The sequence below is a fragment of the Bacillus sp. FSL K6-1006 genome (assembly GCF_038593175.1).
In the GTDB taxonomy this organism is placed as follows: domain Bacteria; phylum Bacillota; class Bacilli; order Bacillales; family Bacillaceae; genus Bacillus; species Bacillus safensis.
The window spans coordinates 3,074,544-3,093,975 of the sequence record NZ_CP151970.1 but is presented as its reverse complement, the minus strand read 5'-3'; the positions used below and the strand labels follow the sequence as shown (position 1 = coordinate 3,093,975).

19 protein-coding genes are annotated in these 19,432 nt (G+C 41.9%); 14 read left to right on the top strand and 5 right to left on the bottom strand.

Annotated features, from left to right (window positions below):
• Positions 1 to 321: 321 nt before the first annotated feature.
• Positions 322 to 561 carry a hypothetical protein gene (locus NSS65_RS16175; protein WP_034280923.1) on the bottom strand — a complete coding sequence of 80 codons (240 nt, stop codon included), beginning with the start codon at positions 559 to 561 and terminating at the stop codon, positions 322 to 324.
• Positions 562 to 800: 239 nt separating this feature from the next.
• On the opposite strand from NSS65_RS16175, the gene NSS65_RS16170 reads away from it, so the two are divergent.
• The 10 genes from NSS65_RS16170 (at position 801) to NSS65_RS16125 (ending at position 11,730) form a co-directional block, all read left to right on the top strand.
• On the top strand, positions 801 to 2,402 hold the full coding sequence (locus NSS65_RS16170) for a histidine kinase N-terminal 7TM domain-containing protein (protein WP_070326024.1): 1,602 nt from the start codon (positions 801 to 803) through the stop codon (positions 2,400 to 2,402).
• A gap of 257 nt (positions 2,403 to 2,659) precedes the next feature.
• Complete coding sequence (locus tag NSS65_RS16165; protein ID WP_034280921.1) at positions 2,660 to 3,115, top strand: DUF6376 family protein; 456 nt, start codon at positions 2,660 to 2,662, stop codon at positions 3,113 to 3,115.
• Positions 3,116 to 3,219: 104 nt separating this feature from the next.
• Complete coding sequence (locus NSS65_RS16160) at positions 3,220 to 3,525, top strand: metal-sensing transcriptional repressor (protein ID WP_012011272.1); 306 nt, start codon at positions 3,220 to 3,222, stop codon at positions 3,523 to 3,525.
• A gap of 72 nt (positions 3,526 to 3,597) precedes the next feature.
• Entirely contained in the window at positions 3,598 to 3,804 is a 207-nt protein-coding gene (gene copZ, locus NSS65_RS16155; RefSeq protein ID WP_024423475.1) for a copper chaperone CopZ, read from the top strand.
• A gap of 80 nt (positions 3,805 to 3,884) precedes the next feature.
• A complete protein-coding gene (locus NSS65_RS16150; RefSeq protein ID WP_342467316.1) occupies positions 3,885 to 6,320 on the top strand; it encodes a heavy metal translocating P-type ATPase in 2,436 nt (811 codons plus the stop codon).
• The gene (locus tag NSS65_RS16145; RefSeq protein ID WP_257788743.1) at positions 6,317 to 6,451 is read left to right on the top strand and encodes a hypothetical protein; all 135 of its coding nucleotides are present in this window, start codon (positions 6,317 to 6,319) and stop codon (positions 6,449 to 6,451) included. The genes NSS65_RS16150 and NSS65_RS16145 overlap by 4 nt, the downstream gene beginning before the upstream one ends.
• A 175-nt stretch (positions 6,452 to 6,626) precedes the next feature.
• Entirely contained in the window at positions 6,627 to 7,904 is a 1,278-nt protein-coding gene (locus NSS65_RS16140) for a cation:dicarboxylase symporter family transporter (protein ID WP_024426051.1), read from the top strand.
• An 18-nt stretch (positions 7,905 to 7,922) separates the two neighbouring features.
• Positions 7,923 to 9,368, top strand: a complete 1,446-nt coding sequence (gene aspA / locus NSS65_RS16135; RefSeq protein WP_024426050.1) for an aspartate ammonia-lyase — start codon at positions 7,923 to 7,925, stop codon at positions 9,366 to 9,368.
• Between the two features lie 116 nt (positions 9,369 to 9,484).
• The gene (locus tag NSS65_RS16130; RefSeq protein WP_034280917.1) at positions 9,485 to 10,801 is read left to right on the top strand and encodes a sensor histidine kinase; all 1,317 of its coding nucleotides are present in this window, start codon (positions 9,485 to 9,487) and stop codon (positions 10,799 to 10,801) included.
• Positions 10,798 to 11,730, top strand: coding sequence for a response regulator (locus NSS65_RS16125; protein ID WP_034280916.1), 933 nt, complete (start codon positions 10,798 to 10,800; stop codon positions 11,728 to 11,730). Before NSS65_RS16130 ends, NSS65_RS16125 begins: the two co-directional genes overlap by 4 nt.
• Positions 11,731 to 11,749: 19 nt before the next feature.
• Here the strand turns inward: NSS65_RS16125 and NSS65_RS16120 are convergent, their stop codons facing one another.
• Positions 11,750 to 12,355, bottom strand: coding sequence for a TetR/AcrR family transcriptional regulator (locus NSS65_RS16120; RefSeq protein ID WP_034280915.1), 606 nt, complete (start codon positions 12,353 to 12,355; stop codon positions 11,750 to 11,752).
• Between the two features lie 88 nt (positions 12,356 to 12,443).
• On the opposite strand from NSS65_RS16120, the gene NSS65_RS16115 reads away from it, so the two are divergent.
• Entirely contained in the window at positions 12,444 to 12,992 is a 549-nt protein-coding gene (locus tag NSS65_RS16115) for a hypothetical protein (protein WP_034280914.1), read from the top strand.
• Between the two features lie 37 nt (positions 12,993 to 13,029).
• Here NSS65_RS16115 and NSS65_RS16110 read toward each other — a convergent pair whose 3' ends face one another.
• From NSS65_RS16110 to NSS65_RS16100, 3 genes are read right to left on the bottom strand one after another with little or no spacing between them, the layout of a single operon-like run.
• On the bottom strand, positions 13,030 to 13,968 hold the full coding sequence (locus NSS65_RS16110; protein ID WP_041115667.1) for a metal ABC transporter substrate-binding protein: 939 nt from the start codon (positions 13,966 to 13,968) through the stop codon (positions 13,030 to 13,032).
• Between the two features lie 13 nt (positions 13,969 to 13,981).
• On the bottom strand, positions 13,982 to 14,854 hold the full coding sequence (locus NSS65_RS16105) for a metal ABC transporter permease (RefSeq protein WP_024423468.1): 873 nt from the start codon (positions 14,852 to 14,854) through the stop codon (positions 13,982 to 13,984).
• On the bottom strand, positions 14,854 to 15,597 hold the full coding sequence (locus NSS65_RS16100) for a metal ABC transporter ATP-binding protein (protein WP_024423467.1): 744 nt from the start codon (positions 15,595 to 15,597) through the stop codon (positions 14,854 to 14,856). Before NSS65_RS16100 ends, NSS65_RS16105 begins: the two co-directional genes overlap by 1 nt.
• 412 nt (positions 15,598 to 16,009) lie before the next feature.
• Between NSS65_RS16100 and NSS65_RS16095 the strand changes: the two genes are divergently transcribed.
• From NSS65_RS16095 to NSS65_RS16085, 3 genes are all read left to right on the top strand, one after another.
• On the top strand, positions 16,010 to 18,109 hold the full coding sequence (locus NSS65_RS16095; protein WP_326135283.1) for a heavy metal translocating P-type ATPase: 2,100 nt from the start codon (positions 16,010 to 16,012) through the stop codon (positions 18,107 to 18,109).
• Positions 18,110 to 18,250: 141 nt separating this feature from the next.
• Positions 18,251 to 18,937, top strand: a complete 687-nt coding sequence (locus NSS65_RS16090) for a DsbA family protein (protein ID WP_034280910.1) — start codon at positions 18,251 to 18,253, stop codon at positions 18,935 to 18,937.
• On the top strand, positions 18,934 to 19,347 hold the full coding sequence (locus NSS65_RS16085) for a disulfide oxidoreductase (RefSeq protein WP_024423464.1): 414 nt from the start codon (positions 18,934 to 18,936) through the stop codon (positions 19,345 to 19,347). Before NSS65_RS16090 ends, NSS65_RS16085 begins: the two co-directional genes overlap by 4 nt.
• Positions 19,348 to 19,432 lie beyond the last annotated feature (85 nt).

Below are 19,432 nucleotides of genomic sequence, written 5' to 3'. Positions count from 1 at the left end.
TCAAACTATAGATGATTCGGTAAGCTTCCTTTCAAGATCAGTCACGCCGAACCGCTTTTAAAAGATATCTTAAAGGTTACAAAGCAAATTAAAGTTGTAGATAAAGATTTAAATTTTATAAATTCTAGAATGAAGAAAGAATTAGAAGAAATGGACCATGCAAAAACAGAAGTTAGTAAAATTGAAGATGAGAAAGCTAAAGATATACCAAAGGACAAATCAAAACCTTGATTTAGAAAAATAATGCTGAAACTTTTAAGGGGAATACACCGAACTTGGTTCACAGCAGAAAAAGAGATGCCGCATCTGGCATCTCTTTTCTTATGTACGGTTTCTCAAAGAAGACTGCACCAACCGAACAAACAAAGGAAAAACGACAACCACCGCAAGCATCATCAAAAATCCATCCGGCACAAGTTCCACAAACGTTGTCTGAATCACATAAACCGCAATCAGCAGTAAATAACTGATCAAAAATAACAATCCAGAACTTCTCTTTTCAAACGGTTTTTCTAAAAGAATCAACATAAACAGCCCCGTCATAATCATCCAAAAAGTCATATTCCTTTCGAGTCTCCTCTCCATTGATCTCCACATTGTACAGATATTTCTACAGACGCAACATACTTCTCCCTCAAATTAAGCAAAAAGTAGTGAAAATATAAGGGATCACAAACAGATAACGCCTGAAATTTTACAAAAAACCTCCAACCAATTCAAAATCACATCTTCCCATTTTTGACGTCCTCATATATAGTAAGATTAGACTAGTTCTAAATAACTGAAATTGGGGCGTTTACATGGATTCGATTGTTTTACATTTTATTGTGATCATGAGTGTTTCTGGCATTCTGTCCGTGATATTATCAATCATTGCTCATGCGAACCGCCACCGGTATATTGGCTGTCAATTGTTTATGTACATGTCTGGAGCAACTGCGATTTATATCTTTGGGCATACGTTTGAATTATTGGCTCGTACCCCTGAAGAAATCATGTTCTGGGTTTGTTTTCAATACATAGGTCTTCCGTTTATCGCACCGCTCAGTCTGCTGATTGTGCTGCAATTTACGGGGTTCCATCAATATTTCACAAAGCGCCGCGTGCTTCTCATCTTATTGATTCCAACTCTCACAACCATTATGGTGTTCACCAACTCTTTACATTCACTCTTTTATCGAAGCATCACGATGAATCCAGTAGATGGGTTTTTATTGGCTGATTTTACGATTGGCTATTGGTATATCATTCATGGCGTTTATACGTTTGGCTGTTCGATGCTTGCTATTTTTATGCTGCTTTGGTTTTTACGTGTCACAAAAAAAGAATATTTAAAGCAGATTCTGATACTGTTAGTGGGAATGTCCTTACCAATTTTGACTTCTTTTATTTATTTACTAGGCGTTACACCCCTGCATATTGATCCGGTTCCTGTGGTGATGTTTATTACCAACGCACTCTATTTATGGGCAATTATGTCGTTCCAGCTGTTTAAGCTGTCTCCCATCGCAATGGAGCGTGTGTTTGAGCATATGTCTGAAGGGGTTTTGATTTTAGATCGATATCGGACACTCATTGATTACAATCCCGCTGCTGCATCGATCATTCCAGCACTTGCGAATAAAAAGGGAATTGGCTATAAGATCGACGATATTTTCTCAGCAATCATCAAAGATTCAGCGTTCATTCAATGGCTGCGCTCTCCGCAGGATCATTCGCAATATGATTTAATGTGGAAAAAAGAAAAAGACCAGTCCTATTATTATCATCTGACCGCTTCGTCTCTATTTAATAGAAGAGGAGAGATTGAGGGAAGGCAAATAGTGATCAGTGATGTTACAGAGCAGCGTTTGCTGCAGGAAGAGCTGGAGCGTCGTGCGTATATCGATGGTTTGACGAATATTTTCAATCGATCTTCTTTCATCGAACGAACGCAGTTGATCCTTGAAGAAGATGCGCAGGATACCGCTGTTATGCTGTTTGATATTGATTTCTTTAAACAAATCAATGACACACACGGACATCATATCGGGGATGAAGCGCTGCGTCATGTTGTCTCTATTTGTCAGGAGCATTTACAAATGGATGATTTATTTGGACGATATGGGGGAGAAGAGTTTGCCATTTGTCTGCCTCATCAGTCATTTAAAGAGGCATGTCATATCGCGGAACAAATAAGACATTCGTTTGAAGCAAGTTTCTTTACGAATGATAAGGAAAAAGTGCGAGTGACAGCGAGCTTTGGAATTGCTCACACAGCCAATGATCCTTGTGTATTAGAGACACTTCTATTTGAAGCGGATCAGGCCTTGTATATGTCAAAACGCCAAGGACGGAACCGGATTTATGCATCCACTGGTAAGGGCCATGTGCTGTATCAAGAGCAGGATCTTCCTCATTGACTGTTGTCCTGACATTCGATATGATAAACATAACATTTGAACGGTTTCCTAAAGGGGAGTAGCTTTTACGGTTTTGGTCGTCACTACAGAAACATTCGTTGTTTCTCGGCCATTCCGGCATGAACAATGTTAGCCAGACCTTTGCCTATCACACATGAGGCAAAGGTCTGGCTATTTTTAAGGTCTTTTTGCATCTGTGTGATAGGGAAGCGGAACAAATGATGCTTTTAATCCTACAGATGAAAGGATGATCGATCTTGAAAAAATACGTGATGGCTTGTCTATTTTCAGGCACGCTTGTATTAAGCGGTTGCTCCGGCTTGCTTGATCAGGTCAACGATACAACGACATATGTCACTGAGGCAAATGACTATGTGACGGACATTCAGCAATTTACAGAGGAATTTCCAAAGCTCGCTGAAGAAGCTGTGCAAAACGCCGCCAAAAAGGCGGAATTAACGCAGCAGCTTGAATCGTTGAAGGCAGACATTCAAGATTTTAATGAAGTCACAGCGCCAAAAATGGCAGAAGACCTTCATGCACAAATCATTGAAAAAAATAAAGTGCTGTCAGAGGAGATCCAAACATATATACAGCAATTGAAAGCAGGCGATATCGATGTTGCCGCCATACTGGAGGATCAGCAGGGATTGATGAAACAGCTTCAGCAATCCGTCAATCTTTTGCAGGATATCGAACAATTAACAAATTAGGACAAACAGCTTTATATGCGGTGCTCAGCATATCTTTGCCTTTTTCGGTGGAGATATGCTTTAATTTAGGTAAAGACAAGTCATAATGAAAAAAAGGTGATCACATGACAGAACATGAAGAAAGACATATGGCTTCGCCTAGAGCCGAAAAGGAAAAAGACCAATTGATCAATCGCTTGAAACGAGTGGAAGGACAAGTTCGCGGGATCCAGCAAATGATTGAAAACGATCGTTACTGTATAGATGTTGTGAATCAAATCTCTGCAGTCAATGCGGCTTTGAAAAAAGTCAGTCTTCATTTGATGGAAAAGCATACACATCATTGTGTTGCAGATGCTATCAAGAGCGGCAATGGGGATGAAGCCATTGAAGAGTTAATGACGGTCTTTACGAAACTGACAAAATCGTAGCATTTATGTTTACATCCATACCCTACTAGGGTATAGTAAATTGTAGAAAATGATTGATGGAGGCGATGAGAAGTGGAACAAGCAACACTTCAAGTGCAGGGCATGTCTTGCGGACATTGCGTGAAAGCAGTCGAAGGAAATGTAGGAGAATTAGCAGGTGTGGAATCTGTGAAAGTCCATTTAGACAAAGGACAGGTGGAGGTTTCATTTCATCCGGATCAAGTCACGTTACACCGTATTTCTGATGTGATTGAAGAACAGGGATATGATGTCGTATAAATAAGTATACGTGCTGCAGTACAGCACGTATTTTTTTCAAAAAATAATACCCCCATGGAGTATATGGAGAGGTGAGATCAATGAAAAAGGAAATTGACTTTCAAATTACGGGGATGACCTGTGCTGCTTGTGCAGGCCGTATCGAAAAGGGATTGAACAGGCTGGAAGGTGTGGAGGATGCCAGTGTGAATTTGGCGCTTGACACTTCCCATATTGTCTATGAAACAGAGAAACTAACACCAGATGATTTAAAGCGAAAAGTTCAATCGCTTGGCTATGATGTGGTGATGGAGCAAGCAGAATTTGATATAGAGGGAATGACGTGTGCGGCTTGTGCAAACCGAATCGAGAAAAAAATTAACCGAATGGACGGTGTCGATCACGGGTCTGTAAATTTTGCGCTTGAGACACTTCAGGTCACATATCATCCGGGCCAAACGTCTACAAATGACATAAAAGATGCGGTGCAGTCTATTGGGTATTCTCTAATTGAACCAGCCGCAGATCAAGCAGAGGAAGGAAAGAAAGATCACCGCCAAGCAGCAATAGAGAAGCAAACGGCACGCTTTTTATTCTCGATGATTTTGTCACTGCCGCTTCTTTGGGCAATGGTCAGTCATTTTTCTTTTACGTCCTTTATTTGGCTGCCTGAAGCGTTTATGAATCCATGGGTACAGCTGGCGTTGGCAGCGCCTGTGCAGTTCATTGTCGGCTGGCCCTTTTATGTAGGGGCGTATAAGGCTTTAAGAAATAAAAGTGCCAATATGGATGTTCTTGTCGCTCTTGGGACATCTGCCGCGTTTTTCTATAGTTTATATGAAAGCATTCAGTCAGCGGTTCAAGGCACACATGAGGCAGCCCTCTATTATGAAACAAGTGCTGTCCTCATTACGTTAATCGTGCTCGGAAAATTAATGGAAGCTAGAGCAAAAGGAAGATCATCAGAAGCGATTCAAAAGCTCATAGGCTTACAAGCGAAAGAAGCGGTTATCGAGCGAGATGGCAAACAGATGACTGTGACTATTTCTGACGTGAAAGTGAATGACCTTGTGTTTGTCAAACCGGGGGAAAAAGTACCGGTAGATGGGGAGATCATAGAGGGGACAACCGCAATAGATGAGTCCATGATTACAGGAGAAAGTCTGCCTGTTGATAAAACAGCAGGAGATATGGTCATCGGGGCAACGATCAATAAAAATGGATTCATCAAAATAAAAGCGACTAAAGTCGGGAAAGAGACCGCTCTTTCACAGATTATCCGAGTCGTAGAACAAGCGCAGGGCTCAAAAGCACCAATTCAAAGAATGGCAGATCAAATATCAGGAATATTTGTTCCCATTGTTGTAGGAATTGCTGTGCTCACATTCCTCATATGGTTTTTCTTTGTTGACCCAGGAAATGTGACGTCAGCACTTGAAACCTTTATAGCCGTCATTGTCATTGCATGTCCGTGTGCGCTCGGCCTTGCGACACCAACCTCTATTATGGCTGGCAGCGGCCGTGCGGCTGAATCAGGCATTCTGTTTAAAGGCGGAGAGCATTTAGAAGTGACTCAATCACTCGACACGGTCGTGTTAGATAAAACAGGGACTGTAACAAAAGGAGAGCCTAGTCTGACAGATGTACTGGCATATGCCAACTGGACAGAAGATACGCTGCTGCAGCTAGCAGGCTCGGCAGAACAGCAGTCGGAACACCCGCTTGCCCGGGCGATCACAGACGGTATGAAGGAACGAGGTCTTGAAGCGGTCGAGGTTGAAGCGTTCCAAGCAGATCCAGGTCATGGAATTGAAGTAAAGGCAGCAGGACACAAGCTTTTGATTGGAACGCGTAAGCTATTACAGAAACATCATATCCAATATGAGCAAATTGAAGCTTCTGTCACAACACTGGATGAGCAAGGAAAAACGGCTATGCTTGTTGCGATTGACGGTGAAGTCGCCGGCATTGTCGCGGTCGCAGATACAATCAAATCATCCTCTCCACAAGCCATCGCTCGTCTAAAAGAGCAGGGGATTCACGTTGTGATGATGACAGGTGATAATAAACTAACAGCAGAGGCGATTGCGAAACAGGCGGGCATTGATCATGTCATTGCTGAAGTGCTGCCTGAAGAAAAAGCGGCTCACATTGCAGCGCTTCAGGAACAGGGAAAGAAAGTCGCCATGGTCGGAGACGGTATCAATGATGCCCCAGCCCTGGCAACAGCGAATATTGGGATGGCTGTGGGAACAGGGACAGACGTTGCCATGGAAGCAGCAGATATTACGCTCATGACGGGAGATCTCCATGCCATTGCAGATGCGCTGGAATTTAGTAAAAAAACAATGAGAAACATTAAACAAAACCTATTTTGGGCGCTTGCCTATAACTGTATTGGGATACCGATTGCTGCATTTGGTTTCCTTGCGCCATGGCTTGCAGGAGCAGCAATGGCCTTTAGTTCCGTGTCCGTTGTGCTGAATGCGCTCAGATTGCAGCGATTGAAGCCAGTCAGAGAGGGAGTGGCAGAATGAAGATGAATGTCAAATGGATTTGGACCGTTAGTGCATTGCTCTATGTTGCTCTTGTGCTCATTGGATATACGATTTATGATGAATTTTTTTCAAATCAACTTACACCAAGTGAACAGATGCAAAATCATTAAGACTTCGCCAAAAGCGAAGTCTTTTTTTAACAATATTGTGGAAAAACCCACCTTTTTAAAGATTTTTCATAAAAAATTCACTTCTTTTTGTTCTTTTTTGTCGTTTTTTGTAGGTTCGTCGTTAAGATGCGATTAAGCAACAAAGAAAGCGTTATCAATAAAAGGGGGTTCACGTATGAAAAAGTTAGGGTTAGCTTCTCAAATACTCATTGCACTTGTTCTGGGTGTTGTCGTGGGAGCGCTGTTTTATCAAAATGAAACCGTTATTAATGTGTTAACGCCGATTGGCGATATATTCATCCATTTAATTAAAATGATCGTTCTTCCAATTGTTATTGCTGCATTGATTGTAGCAGTTGCAGGTGTTGGAGATATGAAAACGATCGGAAGACTCGGCGGAAAAACCATTCTTTACTTCGAGATTGTGACAACGATTGCATTAGCAGTTGGACTGCTTGCAGCAAACTTGTTCCATCCTGGTACAGGAATTGATATGAGCAACATGGAGAAAGGCGATATCTCTAAATATGAAGAGACATCTAAGGCTTCTTCTGAAAAAGCGACTTTCTCAGAAACGTTGGTGCATCTTGTACCGACAAACGTTTTCCAATCCATTGCAGAAGGTGATCTATTACCAACCATCTTCTTTACAGTCTTATTCGGATTAGGAATTGCCGCAGTTGGAGACAAAGGAAAACCAGTATTAGGATTCTTTGAGGGTATACTCGAAGCCATGTTCTGGGTAACCAATAAAGTGATGAAGTTTGCACCATTTGGTGTATTCGCGCTCATCAGTGTGACGGTGATCAAATTCGGGGTCGGAGCGCTTCTCCCGCTAGGCAAACTGGTACTTGTCGTTTACGGTACAATGGCATTCTTCGTCATTGTTGTACTTGGCATTATTGCGAAAATGGCTGGAACAAGCGTCTTTACACTATTTAAAGTATTAAAAGAAGAAATCATTCTTGCATTCTCAACAGCAAGTTCAGAAGCTGTACTGCCTAGATTAATGGACAAAATGGAGAAGTTCGGCTGCCCGAAAGCGATCACGTCGTTCGTTATTCCAACAGGCTACACCTTTAACTTAGATGGAAGTGCCATCTATCAATCCATTGCTGCGATATTTGTTGCGCAAATGTACGGCATGCCGCTTTCCATCTATGAGCAAATTACGTTACTATTAATTTTAATGCTGACATCTAAAGGAATGGCTGGTGTACCAGGTGCATCGATCGTTGTTGTCATCACAACTCTTGGTGCCATGGGACTGCCGCTTGAAGGACTTGCCTTCATCGTTGGGATCGACCGACTTCTTGACATGGTTCGTACAACAGTGAACGTATTTGGTAACTCACTTGCAGCCATTGTCATGTCTAAGTGGGAAAAAGTATTTGATCAAGAGAAATCGAAGAAGTATATTGAGGAATTAAAACAACAAACAAAAGCAGCGTAAAAAAGGAGATCTTTTCAAATGACGAAGCTACAGGACAAGCAAGTTCGAATCGAACGAGACTTTCTAGGTGAAAAGGAAGTAGACACTCAAGCATATTATGGAATTCAAACATTACGTGCAGTGGAGAACTTTCCAATTACAGGCTACCGTATTCATGAGGAACTCATCAAAGCATTAGGGATTGTCAAAAAGGCAGCCGCACTTGCAAATATGGATACACAGCGACTATATTCTGGTCTTGGAGAAAAAATTGTTCAAGCCGCAGATGAGGTCATCGAAGGAAAATGGAACAATCAATTTATTGTCGATCCAATTCAAGGCGGGGCTGGCACTTCAATGAATATGAATGCCAATGAAGTCATTGCAAACAGAGCGCTTGAACTACTAGGAAAAGAAAAAGGCGCTTATACTGAGCTAAGTCCAAACACGCATGTGAACATGTCGCAGTCAACAAACGACGTTTTCCCAACAGCGATTCATATTTCAACATTGAATATGATTGAAAAACTACTTTATACGATGGAAAACATGCATCAAGTCATGACCGAAAAAGCGCAGGAATTCGATCATGTCATCAAAATGGGACGCACGCATCTTCAGGACGCTGTTCCAATCAGACTTGGACAAGAGTTTAGTGCTTATGCAAAAGTTCTTGCTCGTGATATTAAACGTATCAAGCAGTCTAGACAGCATTTATATGAAGTCAATATGGGTGCAACAGCAGTCGGAACTGGATTGAATGCAGATCCTAAGTATATTCGCCAAGTGGTTGGCTACCTATCTGACATTAGCGGATTACCGTTAGTTGGTGCTGAAGACTTAGTCGATGCAACGCAAAATACGGATGCTTATACAGAAGTATCGGCTGCGCTTAAAGTATGTATGATGAACATGTCCAAAATGGCGAACGATATTCGTCTAATGGCTTCAGGTCCAAGAGCGGGCTTTGGTGAGCTGCACCTGCCGCCGAGACAGCCAGGTTCATCCATCATGCCAGGAAAAGTCAACCCAGTTATGCCTGAGGTCATGAACCAAGTGGCATTCCAAGTTATTGGGAACGATCACACAATCTGTCTTGCATCAGAGGCTGGCCAGCTTGAACTAAACGTTATGGAACCAGTGTTAGTGTTCAACCTGCTTCAATCTCTCAGCATGATGAAAAATGTATTCGAGTCCTTCGTGGACAACTGCTTGCGTGACCTAAAAGCAGATGAATCTAGATTAAAAGAATATGTAGAAAAGAGTGCCGGTGTCATGACGGCGGTGAACCCGCACATTGGTTATGAAGCGGCTGCACGAATTGCAAGAGAAGCCATCCTTACAGGTGCATCTGTACGTGAGCTTTGTCTGCAAAATGATGTGTTAACAGAGGAAGAGCTTGATGTCATCTTAAATCCTTTTGAAATGACAAAACCAGGTATTGCTGGTGCATCACTTTTAGAAAAGGATCGTTTAGAAGATTAAGCGGCATCATGAGAAGCGCACACCGGCAAAGTTCCGGTGTGCGCTTTTTCATGGAGGTTTGTTTTTCTTTAGCTCACATAGTATACTATCGTCAATTATTAGGGATGTGACTGCGTTTGAATCTACTGAAAAAATGGCTGAATACAGAGCCTTATTTAATTGTGCTGCTCATTGTACTGACGCCGATTGGCGGAGAGTTTAAATTTTATCCATTTGAGGACAGCTTTCGGGTCAGCTTTGGAACCGTTGTCTTTTTCTTTATCCTGCTTCAAATGAAAAGATTTCCGGCATGGGCAAGCGGCATCATCGCTGGGATATCTGTTTTTGCGTTTCGCGTGCTGCTTGATACAGCTGTGACAGGGCATCTTCCGCTTGAAGAGGCAGTTTCATTAAGATTTCCTTCCCTGCTTTATTATGTTGTCTATGGCACACTCTTTTATTTATTGAAGGTCAGACGTTTCCGCGATCAGCCATGGCTGATTGGCGCAACAGGCATCGTCATGGAGCTGTGCGCAAGCGTTGTTGAGATCATCGCACTTCGAGGCACGATGGATGAAATGTTAACGGTGCGGACGCTGTTTCAATTATTTGTTTTAGCGATTTTCAGAAGCTTTTTCGTGTTGGCTTGTTATACAATGATTCGCTTATATGAAGAGCAGGCGAGAGAGCGTCAGATGAAAAAGGAAAAGGAACATTTGCTGATGCTCCTGTCCAACCTTTACACGGAATCTACATATTTTCATAAAACACTCGCACATGCCGAGCACATTACGGCTACATCCTATCAATTGTATCAATCCCTTCACCACGCAAAGGATGCGGAATCATTGGATTTGAAAAAGCTCGGTAAAACCGCCTTGCAAATTGCAGGAGAGGTGCATGAAATCAAAAAGGATAACCAGCGGATTTTTTCTGCCTTATCAAAGCTGATTCATGAAGAAAACTTCCAGGCTTATGAGAGTCCTTCTCATATCGCTGGGCTTGTCATTCGCATTCATGAAAATTACGCAGAATCTCTTAAAAAAAACATCGTCTTTCATTATGATGAAGATGGGAAGCATCCCGCCTATCACGTGTATACCATTCTATCTTTGTTAAATAACATCGTATCCAACGCTGTTGAAGCCATTCCTGTAGATGGAGAGGTGTCACTTTCTATTTCACAGAAAGAAAACCACGTGATTTTTCAGATCAGCGACAACGGGCCTGGCATAAAAGAACGTAATCATCATGTGATTTTTAAACCGGGCTTCACTTTGAAATACGACCAGGCTGGGAATCCATCTAGCGGTATCGGGCTTGCCTATGTAAAGGATACAGCGGAGAAGCTTGGCGGAAGTGTTGAGATGAAGAGTATCCCAAATAAACAAACGATTTTCACATTAACGATACCAGTAGATCAAGTCAGTAGAAAAGAGGGGATTGGGAGATGAGATTTTTTATAGTTGATGATGATGAAGCCGTTCGTTCTTCACTGGCTCAGCTCATTGAAGATGAAGAGCTTGGCATTGTGGCCGGGGAAGCAGAGGATGGCGCAGAGTTAACCGCCAGCTACTTAAATGATTTGCACATTGATATCTTATGTATTGATCTATTGATGCCGGAAAGGGACGGGCTTGAAACGATTCGAGCGATCAAGGATGAGTTTCATGGGAAATACTTAATGCTGTCACAGGTTGAAACAAAGGAATTAATCGGACAGGCGTATACGCTTGGCGTCGAATATTATGTGACAAAGCCGATCAATCGTGTAGAGGTCTTAAGTGTCCTTCATCTGATGATTGAACGTCTTCATTTAGAGCATTCAATTGAAAATATTCAGCACTCACTCAAATCGGTCATGCAATTTCAGCAGCGCGGTCAGACGAAAACGAAGCAGCGGGGGAAAAGTCTTGCAGAGGCAGGTCAGTTTTTGCTGGCGGAGCTTGGTATTGTTGGTGAGAAGGGGTCTAAAGATTTATTAGATATGATTCTGTTTACAGACCAGTATTTAGCGCTGCATGCTGATCATCATGATTCCTTTCCTTCTTTAAAGATCATTTTTACTGGGATTACGGAGGATAAGTTAAGTGAGCCCTACACATCGGCAGACATCGCAAGAGAAGCAAAGGCAGCCGAACAGCGGGTAAGACGTGCGATCAACCAATCATTAAAGCACATCGCATCACTTGGGCTTACCGATTTTTCCCATCCAACGTTTGAAAATTACGCATCTAAATTTTTCGATTTCACCATCGTACGAAAGAAAATGAGTGAATTGACGAAAGAGATGAGCGGAAGAGAAGAACACACCCGCATCAATGTGAAGAAATTTGTGCAGGTGCTTTACTACGAAGCGAAACGTATTTTTATGGAAGATTAAAAAAAGACATGCTCTCCAATTAAGGAGACATGTCTTTTTTTGTGATGGATTGCAGGTGCATCTGCAGTACGGAGCGTATGAGCTGAGGCGGTATACGTTCGGGCTGCACGATTCCATTCAATGCAAGCCCATTGATGACCGCATAAAGCCGTTCGGTTTCTAATAAAAGATCGATATCATTTAGCAGCAGCCCATCCTCTTTCAATTTCATTAAACAATATTGGACCGTTTGGAAAAGCTCGTCATACATCTTTGCATTGAGCGGCTGTAAATCTGGTTCAGTCAGCGCCTTGACTGCAAAAGCCTGCCACACCTCCATTTCAAATTTTCTTTCTTCATCAAGTGGAAGAAGCTGCTCCAATAAAGTGAGGACATTTTCCTCCGTTGAACCGTTTAATGAAAGCCCTGTAATCCGCTCCTTGACTCTTTCTTGAATTAAATTCATAGAGAATAGAAATAACTCTTGCTGTGTGGAAAAATAATGACGCATAGAGCCGGCTGAAATTCCAGCTTCGACTGCTATTTTTCGTACAGAAGCGCTTTCCAATCCCTCTTGTTTAATCACTCTCATTGCAGCTTGAGCGACCTTTTGTTTTTGTTTATGGTGATCGACGATTTTTGGCATACATTGATTTTAGCATAGCTATTGTTTTTTTAACACATCTGTGTTATTTTTTATTTAATACAATTGTATTAAAAAGGATGTGGAAAAATTGGTCGGGTTATTGATTGTGGCATGTGAAATTGGTTTTTGGCTGTTTATTCTAATGGGCTTAACGCTGCGTTATGTGTTTAAACAGAAAAAGTTGGGTGCTTTCTTTCTTGTCTGTACGCCGATTTTGGATTTAATCCTTCTTGCTGCAACTTATATAGATTTAAGGCAAGGGGCTGTGGCGAGTGTCATCCACGGGCTTGCGGCTGTTTATATTGGTGTGAGCCTTGCCTTCGGACATCAAATGGTGAAATGGGCAGATGCTAGGTTTGCCTATCGATTTGCAGGAGGTCCTAAGCCAAAGGGAAAACCAAAGTACGGGAAAGAGCGGTCTGTGTATGAAATGGTCGGCTGGGCGCGGCATTTCATTTCTTATGTTATTGGAGCGGGGCTGTTATATGGATTAACCTATCTTATCCAAGCACCAGAGCGGACGGAAGCACTGATGCAGCTTGTCAATACATGGGGGATGATCTTAACTATTGATTTCATCATTAGCATCAGCTACGTCATTTGGCCGAAAAAACATCCAGAAAATATAACAGGCTGACAAAAAAGACAGGCGGATTCACTCCACCTGTCTTTTCTTATGATGACAGCCCTTTGTAAATGGTGTCGATATTCCATTTCATCATCTTATAGTAGCTGTCTCCATCTTCACCTTCTTTTCCAATAGAGTCAGTGAAGACTTTTCCTTTGATCGGAACCCCGGTTTCCTCAGAGAGGCTTTCAAGGCTGCGTTTATCAACACTTGTTTCAAGAAAGAGCGCAGGAACTTGATGATCTTTGACAAAATGAATAATGCGCTTCATTTGTCCTGGTGTTCCTTCACTTTCTGTGTTGATCTCCCAAATATAGCCGGCTTTCAATCCATACGCCTCTGCAAAATACTTGAATGCACCTTCACTTGTGACAAGGAGCTTTTTATCTTTTGGCAGCTGATCAAACTTGTCTTTTGCTTCATCGTGAAGCGCTTGAAGCTTTTTGATGTAGACTTCTGCATTTTTTTCGTAATCCTCTTTATGTTCAGGGTCTGCTTGAATGAGCGCATCTCGGGCATTTTGGGCATAAATGATCCCGTTCTCGACATTCAGCCATGCGTGCGGATCCTGCTGGCTTTCAAGGCCTTTTGATGACAAATGCTTCACTTTGACGCCTTTACTCAGCTCGGCTACAGGTGCATCATCCCCGTCCTTGCCGCTCGATTCAAGCAGCTTCTGAAACCAGCCGTTTCCTGTTTCAAGGTTCAAGCCATTATATAGAACAAGGTCTGCATCCGTCGTATACTGAACATCCTTTGGCAGCGGGTCAAATTCGTGTGGATCTGTACCAATGGGAACAATGCTGTGAATAGAGACATGCTGCCCGCCTACTTCCTTCACAATGTCATAAAGAATGGAGTAGGTCGTGACAACTTTTAATGTGCCGTCATCTTTACCGGAATTACTTTGCTGGGTCGAACAGCCTGCGATGATCATAAGGGCAATGAATACTGCGGTCAAACGGATAGCAAATACCTTCTTCATATATGTCCTCCTTTTACATAGACGCTTCCTTTTTTAAGTGCGTTCGTTTTCGTTTAGATTTTAATGATCTCCATAGAATGCCTTGCTTTGGTGAAAAGATAAAGGCACTGCCGAATAAAATAGTCGCGACCAGCACGATGGAAGCGCCTGATGACAAGTTATACGTAAAACTAAGCCCTAGACCTACGACAGCAGAAACAGCACCGAAAAAAGCAGATAAATAAATCATGATCCATAGCCGGTCCGTTAAGAGATAAGCGGTGGCTGCCGGCGTAATCAGCATGGCAACAACAAGAATAATCCCAACGGTTTGCAGTGATGCAACGGTCACAAGGGTCAATAAGGTCATGAGAAAATAATGAATCATACGATTCGGCAAACCGTAAACCGAAGAAATCACCGGATCAAATGAACTAATGAGCAGTTCCTTGTAGAAAACTATGACGGCTAGCAAAATAAAAATACCGATTCCCAGTGTAATCCACATATCAGATGATCGAACAGCTAGAACGTTTCCAAATAGAATATGATATAGATCACTTGAACTTTTCAAAAATGTGATCAAAATAATTCCGATTGAGAAAAAGGCTGTGAAGACAATGCCGATGGCAGAATCATTTTTTATGCGGCTGTTTTGACTCACATAACCGATCCCAATCGCTGTTAACACCCCAGTTAAAACGGCCCCGAAGAAAAAGTTAATTCCCAGCATATAAGAGATGGCGACACCTGGCAGTACGGCGTGTGAAATGGCGTCTCCCATCAGGGCCATGCCGCGTAAAATGATAAAGCAGCCGATAACGCCGCAAATGATGCCTACCATGACGGATGTAAATAGCGCTTTTTGTAAAAAAGCATATTCAAAGAGTCCGGTTAAAAATTCCATTACACGTCTCCTCCTGCTGATTTTAAGAATGGCAGCTGTGTTTCATATGCTTCCAGCATGATCTCTGGGCGAAGGATGTCGTGTACAGGCCCTGCTTTGATGAGTTTTTTATTTAACAGAACAAGATGGCTGAAATAATCATCTGCCTTACTCAAATCATGATGGACAACCAAAATGGTTTTCCCTTCATCTCGTAATTCCTTCAAAATGCGAACCATCGTTTCTTCACTTGCCATATCAATCCCGACAAATGGTTCATCCAAACAGAAGAGCTGTGCGTTTTGAGCAAGTGCCCTTGCAAGGAAGACACGCTGCTGCTGTCCGCCGGATAACTCACCGATTTGTCTTTTGGCAAAGTCCTGCATCCCGACTTTTTCTAAACAGTGATACGCATATGCCCGGTCTTCTTTTTTTGGACGTTTGATTAGTCCGAGCTTCGGATATGTTCCAAGTAGTACGGTATCCAGTACATGAATCGGAAACGTCCAATCTAAATCATTTCTCTGCGGTACATAGGCGATCTGTTTTCTGACTTGTTTAAAGGGCTGCTCAAAAAAACGAATATCCCCTTGGTCTTTTTCAATGAGATCCAAACATGCCTTGAGTAACGTCGATTTACCAGCACCATTTGGACCGATGATTCCTGTCATTGTCCCTTCCTGTATGGAAAGAGAGACATTCTCTAATGCATCCTGTCCGTGATATGAGACATGAAGACGGTCGATTGTTAAAGCATTTGACATCTCTTGCGGCCCCTTTCAATCATCATTGCACTTCCTAAAGATATATGCATACATTAAATAATTTTGACTAAAGGATGAAATGATTCACTAACGCTAATTTGTTTCCTTAGGGAAACTTTTATTTTATTCTAAGCTTATGTCCTTCTTTTGTAAAGAGAAAAACTGCAAATGATCGTTTTTATGTTATGCGGGGAGCGGGGGACATGAGCTTGGTTTATTGAAAATCCGTGTGACAGAATTGGACACAAAAAACCAATGATTTCTTCAGAAATGATTGACAGAAGACAAGAACTCCTCATATAATAAAGGTAATCTAATATATGAATATATGCTCATATATAAAGTTTTTGATTTTTAATAGGTTTCATCGATCCAGGGAACGTTACTTATCATATAGAAAAAAGGTGAGAACATGAAAAAAATGAAGGATGAATACGTATTAAGCGGTCTTGATTGTGGAAACTGTGCACGTAAAATTGAAACAGGTGTCAGCAAAATGGATGGCGTTGAAGCTTGTTCCGTTAATTTTGCGACAGGGACATTGACTGTCACACATGCAGATAAGCAAGAAACGATGTCAAAGCGTATTGAAAAAACGGTTCAGTCCATCGAACCTCATGTGAGTGTATCACCAAAAGAAGAGGGACATCACCACGATCATGATCATGGGACAAAGAATTTAAAAGCAATTGTGCTGAAATTAATTGGCGGTGCAGTTATTGGAACAGCAGCTTATTTTATACCAGAAGATGGCTTACTGAAATTTATCATGTTTTTCGCAGCGTATTTACTAGTCGGCGGTGATGTGGTTTTTAAAGCGCTGAAAAATATCGTGCGCGGCCAAGTATTTGATGAGAACTTCTTAATGACCATTGCAACAGCTGGCGCTTTTGTGATTCAGCAATATCCAGAGGCACTGGCAGTGATGCTGTTTTACCAAATTGGAGAGCTGTTCCAAGGGGCAGCAGTGAATCGTTCAAGACGATCCATTAGTGAATTAATGAATATTCGCCCTGAATATGCAAATCTCAAAGTAGGAAATGAAACAAAAAAAGTGAAGCCGGAAGAAGTAAAAGTCGGTGACCGTATCGTCGTAAAACCGGGCGAAAAAATTCCACTTGATGGTCTTGTCATTGAAGGATTTTCACTTGTGGATACCTCTGCATTAACAGGTGAGTCTGTGCCGCGGGATGTAGAAGCAGGGAAAGAAGTTCTTGCAGGATTTGTGAATCAAAACGGTATTCTTGAAATTGAAGTGCAAAAAGGGCTAAGTGAATCGGCCGTGACGAAAATTTTAGATTTGGTTGAAAATGCGAGCAGCCGAAAAGCACAGACAGAAAACTTTATCACAAAGTTTGCAAAATACTATACACCGGCTGTCGTTGTATTAGCATTGCTGCTTGCCTTTGTGCCGCCGCTTCTCATTCCATCAGCACAATTGTCTGACTGGGTTTACCGGGCACTCGTTTTCCTAGTGATTTCTTGTCCTTGTGCGCTTGTCGTGTCCATCCCATTAGGGTTCTTCGGGGGAATTGGGGCAGCTTCTAAACGAGGCATCTTAGTAAAGGGCAGTAACTATTTAGAAGCACTAAACTCTGTGAGTTATGCTGTATTTGATAAGACGGGCACACTCACAAAAGGGAACTTTACGGTGACCCATATCGTGACAACGAGCGACAAGTGGTCAGAAGAGGATCTGCTTTCTTTTGCAGCTTTAGCAGAAGCTCACTCCTCACATCCGATTGCTGAATCGATTAAAGCGGCATATGGTTCGCCGCTTGATGAAAGCCAGATCGAAGCCTATGAGGATATTGCGGGACATGGAATTAAAGCGACCATCAGTGGTTCACAAGTGTTAGCGGGTAATCATCGCTTGATGGAACGAGAAGGCATTTCGTATGAAAAAGAAAAACGAAGCGGAACAGTTGTGTACATGGCCATTAACGGTGAGTTTGCCGGATCGATCTTGATTGCAGATGAATTAAAGGATGATGCAATTGAAGCGGTCTCAGCTCTAAAAGCATCTGGCATTCAAACAGTCATGCTGACTGGTGATGCCAAGCAAGTTGGAACAGCGGTCGCCCAGCAAATTGGCATTGATGAAGTACATGCCGAATTATTACCGCAGGATAAAGTAACGAAATTAGAAGAAATTGATCAGAAAAAAGCGCCTCAAGAAAAATTATTATTTGTTGGGGACGGCATTAATGATACACCGGTATTAGCAAGAGCAGACATAGGAATTGCGATGGGCGGACTTGGTTCAGATGCAGCGGTAGAAGCGGCTGATATCGTCATTATGACAGACCAGCCGTCAAAAGTAGCAGAAGCCATCGCTGTCGCTAAACGAACAAGAAGAATTGTATGGCAGAACATTGCATTTGCTCTTGGAGTTAAAGGGGTTTTCCTATTACTCGGAGCATTTGGTATTGCGACCATGTGGGAAGCCGTCTTCTCGGATGTCGGTGTGACTGTACTCGCTGTTTTAAATGCCATGAGGGTAATGAAATAAAATTGTTAGGAAAAATTCATGAATACCATCTTTCATAATGAACCCCCTCTTGTTAAAATAGAAGAAGTTGGATAATGGCATTATTCTAAGCTATTATCCTTTTTCTTTTGAAGGAATGAAAAAGATAAGGTAGGTGCTTATGTGAGTAAAAAAAATAATCAATCATCATCCATTAAATTTGCTGTCATTTTAACCATTATCGCAGCTCTTCTCATCGGATTATTCGTCGTCATTGGAAATAACAACAGCAAAGAAGCACAAACGGTTGACAGTAAGCCTTCTATTAAAGGACAGCCTGTCATGGGAGATAAAAACGCAGCCGTACAAATTGTCGAGTTTGGGGATTATAAATGTCCATCATGTAAATCATTTGAAACAGACATTTTCCCAAAGCTGAAAGCGGACTACATAGATAAAGGCGATGTATCATTTTCGTTTATTAACTTGCCACTTCCTGTTCATGGAGATGGCGCAGTGCTGGCAGCACTAGCTTCTGAAGAAGTGTGGAAAGAAGATCCGAAAAACTTTTGGGCATTTCATGAAGCTGTCTATCAAGCACAGCCAGATAGTGAAGCAGAATGGGTCACGCCTGCTAAGCTGACAGAGCTAGCGAAAAAGACAACAAAAATAGATACGGACAAGCTTAAAGATCATCTATCAAAGAAAACATATCAGCCGCAGCTGAACACAGACGATCAGCTTGTGAACCAATATAAAGTGAATGCAACACCAACTCTTTTCATTAACAATAAACAAGTCGAAAACTTTTATGACTATGATGAAATCAAAGAATTAATTGATCAAGAGCTCAAAGGGAAAAAATCATGAAGAATAAACTTGTTTACTTATACAGTGCTTGGATCGTTTCTATCGTTGCGACGATGAGCAGCCTGTATTTAAGTGAAGTAAAGAAGTTTATCCCATGTGATATGTGCTGGTTTCAGCGCATTTTCATGTACCCGCTCGTGCTTTTACTTGGAATTGCGACATTCAGAGGCGATGTGAAAGTGAAATATTACGTTCTGCCTCTGGCTGTGATTGGCGCTTGTTTTTCTATCTATCATTATATGGAACAAAAGATACCTGGCTTTGCATCGATCCGCCCTTGCCTGAGCGGTATTCCTTGTTCTGTTGATTATTTGAACTGGTTTGGTTTTATCACCATTCCACTGCTAGCCCTTATTGCATTTATTCTCATCATCATTAGTATGCTGCTGTTAAATGCAAAAGAAGATTGAAAGAGATAGCCTGCTTATAAGCGGGCTATTTTTTATTTTTGCAAAAAGATAAAATTTAAAGAAAATTTGTATTGCTTTTCACCTG